The following is a 5176-nucleotide window of genomic DNA, read 5'->3' on the forward strand; positions in this document are numbered from 1 at the left end:
TCTTGTTTTAATTCTCCGTTTTCAGGTATCGAATATTCTTTCGTCAGTATTATTGAAGTTGTATCTCCAATTTTATGATTTTTAGTAATTTGAGTTAATCGCTTATAAGCTTGAACACGTTTTTTTGGTTCAATTTTTTGGTCAGAAATAATATCTGTTACATATTTCTCATTTGTTGCAGAATTAACTTTAGCTTTTTTCTCTACATTATTTTTACAAGAAAAAATTACAAATAAGAACAGAAATATAGCTTTTATAAATGATTTCATTAGTACTGCTTAATTATTGCCAACGTTTAATATATGTGTCGTAGCAGGTGAAAATGTTACCTTGCTTTTCGATTTATTTGCGTATTGATTGCTAACTTTTTCATTCTGCAAGCATTGCGCCACTGTAAAAATACACAGACTTTTCGATTCTTCATCTAGCTGCTATGACATATATATAGTGTTATGGCACGTACCACTTTTATAAGCCTGAACTTAGTAAACAAGCTGCAGTAAAGTGATATCAGATTGCGAATTGCTCCGTATTATTTTTATTAATCTCCAGCGATCACTTTACTGCCTTTGGATTTATCACTTACCAAACTAAAAAATCACAAACCTTTTTTCCTTCAAAATTATCGTGATAAGCCAAAAAAAAGCGATTTTTCAGCACGTTACTACTCCGAAATACTCCTTTTGAGTGATTTTTCATCGCTTTTTTACTTTGGATCTGATACAAACCACTGCAAAAATTCTCAGTTCAAACGTTCGAGGCTCGTCCGCAGACAGGTTCAGATTGCGTTTTGCTTTTCAGATTCTGAGTATGTGTCCTAACGTTTAATATATGTGTCGTAGCCTTGGCAAATGTTACCTAACTGTCGACGAAATCTGCGCATTGGTTGCTATATTTTTCCTTTTGCAAGCATTGCGCCATCATAAATATACAAAGACCTTTCGATCTAGCAATAAACAGCTATGAACACATATATATTGTTATAGCGCGTACTGTTTTTCTGCGTTCTACTCCGAAATAATTCCATTTCAGAGTCATATTTGTATTAATTTTCCGCAACACACTTCATTTAGCCGTCCGAGTGCTGTCAGCAGTTGCGTTTTGCTTTCAAATTCCAGTTAAACTTCCGCAACACACATCATTTAGCCATCCGAGTACTGTCCGCAGTTGCGTTTTGATTCCGAAAACTCCTTCTTTTTTACGTCTGAGTATTGTCAGTCGTAGCGTATTCATTTTCAGATTCTGGTTAACTAATTAATTTTAAGAAACAGTTTTTTGTCAATTTAAGATTCCGATTCCGAACCGATTTTTGAGATCAAATTATCGCAATATTCCGTTATTTATGTAACCTGATTTTTTATGAGCTATAACGGTAAATATAACAAACGTTGCTGATCCGAAGGACAGCTATGTTTTGTTATATAGTGTTATCACCTATTTTAAATTTTTGTATTAGTTTTTTTGTTGACTCCTCACTCTCCTCAATTTTTTTAAAGAGTACATTAGAAACATGATTCGCAATTGGTTCTATTATTTCTGAATTAGCAAGTTTGTTTTTTACACAACCACTAAAAACCGGCTCGTTCATTCGAATATTTATTGCAGCGATTAAGTTTTCTTTAATTCCTTTTTCAGAGATTTTAAAGACTTCCGTCAGATTGTTTTTTTGGAAGTATTTCATAACTCCATAAGTTAATCCTTTTAACAATCCATCAACATGGCTTCCATTTTCATGTGTGTAATAATCATTAACAAAAGACCTTAAAAAGGGTTCGTCAACAGTATAGTCTCTAAATGCAAATGCAATCTCTATCCGAAAATCTTCGATTTGTTCATCAATTGTAGTCTCAAAATAGCTCCCACCAAGTCCTCTTAACTTTTCTATTTCGAGTCGGTCACTGAGTCCATTTTTGAAATGATATGTAATGTTACAGTTTTCATTTCCAACTTGAAATAAAAATTTGAATTTCACTTTCTTGTGTAAGTATGCAAATTCACTAATTTCATGACTTATAAAGTTCTCATTCCAGTTAAATTGGTCGCCCCAAATTTCCTTGTCAAGAGTAAAGTTAATTTCCATTTCAGAGCACCGAATCTGATTTTTGCCTTGATCTCCGTTTATAAAAACTCCTTTTCCATATTCTTGTTTATAGATACAATTATGATCTTTATCAAATAGATGAATTTTGAATCTCTCACTAAGTGCATTGAGGGTTTGGAATTCTAAGATAAAAGGATTTGTTCTATGAGAATTGTGATCCCATTTACTCCAATTATCAACAACGATAGATTTAATGTTCGTAACACTTAAAACTGCAGAATTTGGTTTAGTAATTTCAAAAGAAATAGAGTCCGATTTTAAGTCATTTAGGACATTACTATAAAGTCCTTTAAGCAACTCTACGAAGCCTTTTATATTTACTCTCCCCAAGTACATTCCGGGTCTCAAACGAATATGCTCATTCCACATCAAACTTGGGATTTCGTCTTTCGTATATTTCTTTTTATCTGTCAAAATTATATTCTATATTGGTGATAACGTTTAATATATGTGTCGTAGCAGGCCAAAATGTTACCTTGCTTTTTGATTTTTCTGCGCATTGGTTGCTAACTTTTACTTTCTGCAAGCATTGCGCCTTACCAAATATACACGAACCTATCGATTTGTTACCGACCTGCTATGATCACATATATCGTGTTATGGCACGTACCACTTTTACAAGCCTGAACTTAGTAAACAAGCTGTAGTAAAGTGATATCAGATTTCGAATTGCTCCGTATTATTTTTCTTAATCTCCAGCGATCACTTTACTGCCTTTGGATTGATCACTTACCAAACTAAAAAATAACAAACTCTTTTTCCGTCAAAATTATAGTGATGAGCCAAAAAAAGCGATTTTTTGCGCGGAATTACTCCGAAATACTCCTTTTGAATGATTTTTCATCGCTTTTTTACTTTGGATCCGATACAAACTACTGCAAAAACTCTCAGTTCAAACGTTCGAGGCTCGTCCGCAGACAGGTTCAGATTGCGTTTTGCTTTTCAGATTCTGAGTATGTGCCCTAACGTTTAATATATGTGTCGTAGCAGCGCAAAATGTTACCCTTATTTTCGATTTTTCTGCGCATTGATTGCTAACTTTTTCATTCTGCAAGCATTGCGCCACTGCAAAAATACACAGACTTTTCGAATCATCACTTAACTGCTATGAACACATATATAGTGTTATGGCACGTACCACTTTTGCAAGCCTGAACTTGGTAAACAAGCCGCAGTAAAGTGATATCAGATTGCGAATTGTTCCGTATTATTTTTCTTAATCTCCAGCGATCACTTTACAGCCTTTGGATTTATCACTTACCAAACTAAAAAATCACAAACCTTTTTTCCGTCAAAATTATCGTGATAAGCCAAAAAAAGCGATTTTTTGCGCGGAATTACTCCGAAACACTTCTTTTGAGTGATTTTTTTATCGCTTTTTTACTTTCGATCTGATACAAACCATTGCAAAAACTCTCAGTTCAAACGTTCGAGGCTCGTCCGCAGACAGGTTCAGATTGCGTTTTGCTTTTCAGATTCTGAGTATGTGCCCTAACGGTTCGTATAACCGTCAGTTTTAATTGCGGTTATACATTGTTAGGGTTTCGTTTTTTATATTCTTATTTTTTTCCACCAAGGTCTTGGATCTACAAAGTTATTTTTACTGATATCTCCTTTATTTTTTAATTTCAATTTTCCGATTATTTCATCATCAACTTGGAAAGTCATAAAAGCATAGTATAACCAAACACTAATTTCATTTTTAGGTCTTTTAAAAGATGCGGTAGATATCCGTTGGGAAAAGTTATGTCGATCTGCTCCTGAACGATTCCTCTCCGCAGAATTCTCTCCAAATCGAATTTTAAGAGATGTGTATTTCTTTGTGGAAGCAGATACCAATTCAAAGTCTTTTTCTTTTCTTATTCCAAAATCTGGAAACTCTCCTTTTATTATCGTCATTGATAGAGTGGAGTCCTTTTTTTTAATTAATTCACGAGGATTTTGAATTATTAGGTTGTATCTATCGAAATATTCTATTTCATTGAAATAAAGATTTTTTCTTTTATAGATATGCGCTTTTTCAACCCATATTTGAGATAAAGATAAGAAGTCTAGATATCCATATTTTTGTAAATTTTCTACAAGCGTTGAGTCCAAGTCAGAAAATTCATATTCGCATACAAAAGCTCCACTAGCTTTTGATTTATCTATTGAAGATGAAACAGACTCAAACCTTTTACCTTCCATCAAATAATCTGTTAGTAAAAGGAAACTTGTCCATGAAACAAACAGACCGGTTAAAATTAGAAGTGTGATTTTTAAAAATTTCATTTAATGAACCCTAACGTGTTTGTGTATGATTTCGTTGCGTATTTAAGCACTAAAGTTAGCAAATAAAACACAGATAGAAAGTCCGCGAGGACTTTCGTAAGTTGGCTATAACTAGCAATGAATTATACACATTGTTGCCCACAGTTATTTTTGCGCAATCATTTCGATAGCTTTAATTCCGATTATGTTGTTAGTAATCCGAATTTGTTTTTTTTCTATATCGACATCTACAATTGCGGAATATTTGTCAGAATTACTATAAAATTCATCTACTGCACTTTTTGAACGAGTTAACATAAGTTCTCCAAAGTCAATTTTGTATGTTTTATATGAATTCAAATCTATTAATATAACTTGTTTTCTTTCAACTAAATCTGGTCCTGCTGCTCCGCAACTTCCTTTTGAGATCAGAAGAAAATTCTTTTTAAAAACTTCTCTTGTGTAACAATTTCCGTGTGTATTACTTGGAACCGTTATTAGTCTTTTTTCGCCAATCCAAAATTCAGACTGTGAATCTTTTATTATTTGTTTGAGTTTTAATTCCTCATAATTAACAACTATCTCATCTGTTTTATTTTCTATGTCAGTTTGAAAATACGAAAGGAATTGTAATTCAATCGGAATATTTGGATAAACTGCTTTTTTATATTCAGTCGATTTACAACTCAAATTTAAGTTAAAAATCAAAATTATAAATGGTAGCAGAATCTTTTTCATAATTGTGGGCAACGTCTCTTGTATGGTGCGTTTGCTTCCCAAAGGGAGCAAATGAACTATACAAATTGTTAGCTGTTTTTTTATTAT

Annotated in this window: 4 protein-coding genes; all 4 read right to left on the bottom strand. The window is 33.0% G+C overall.

Annotated features, from left to right (window positions below; genetic code table 11):
- On the bottom strand, positions 1–269 hold a 269-nt coding region (locus Q0921_RS24760; RefSeq protein ID WP_299261824.1), incomplete at its 3' end, for a hypothetical protein.
- 1148 nt (positions 270–1417) lie between these two features.
- Complete coding sequence (locus Q0921_RS24765) at positions 1418–2515, bottom strand: hypothetical protein (protein ID WP_299261826.1); 1098 nt, start codon at positions 2513–2515, stop codon at positions 1418–1420.
- A gap of 1137 nt (positions 2516–3652) precedes the next feature.
- Entirely contained in the window at positions 3653–4288 is a 636-nt protein-coding gene (locus Q0921_RS24770; protein WP_299261828.1) for a hypothetical protein, read from the bottom strand.
- Positions 4289–4516: 228 nt separating this feature from the next.
- Positions 4517–5176, bottom strand: a 660-nt coding sequence (locus Q0921_RS24775; protein WP_299261829.1) for a hypothetical protein, incomplete at its 5' end; no start/stop codon positions are given.

Source organism: uncultured Aquimarina sp. (assembly GCF_947496855.1).
GTDB lineage: Bacteria > Bacteroidota > Bacteroidia > Flavobacteriales > Flavobacteriaceae > Aquimarina.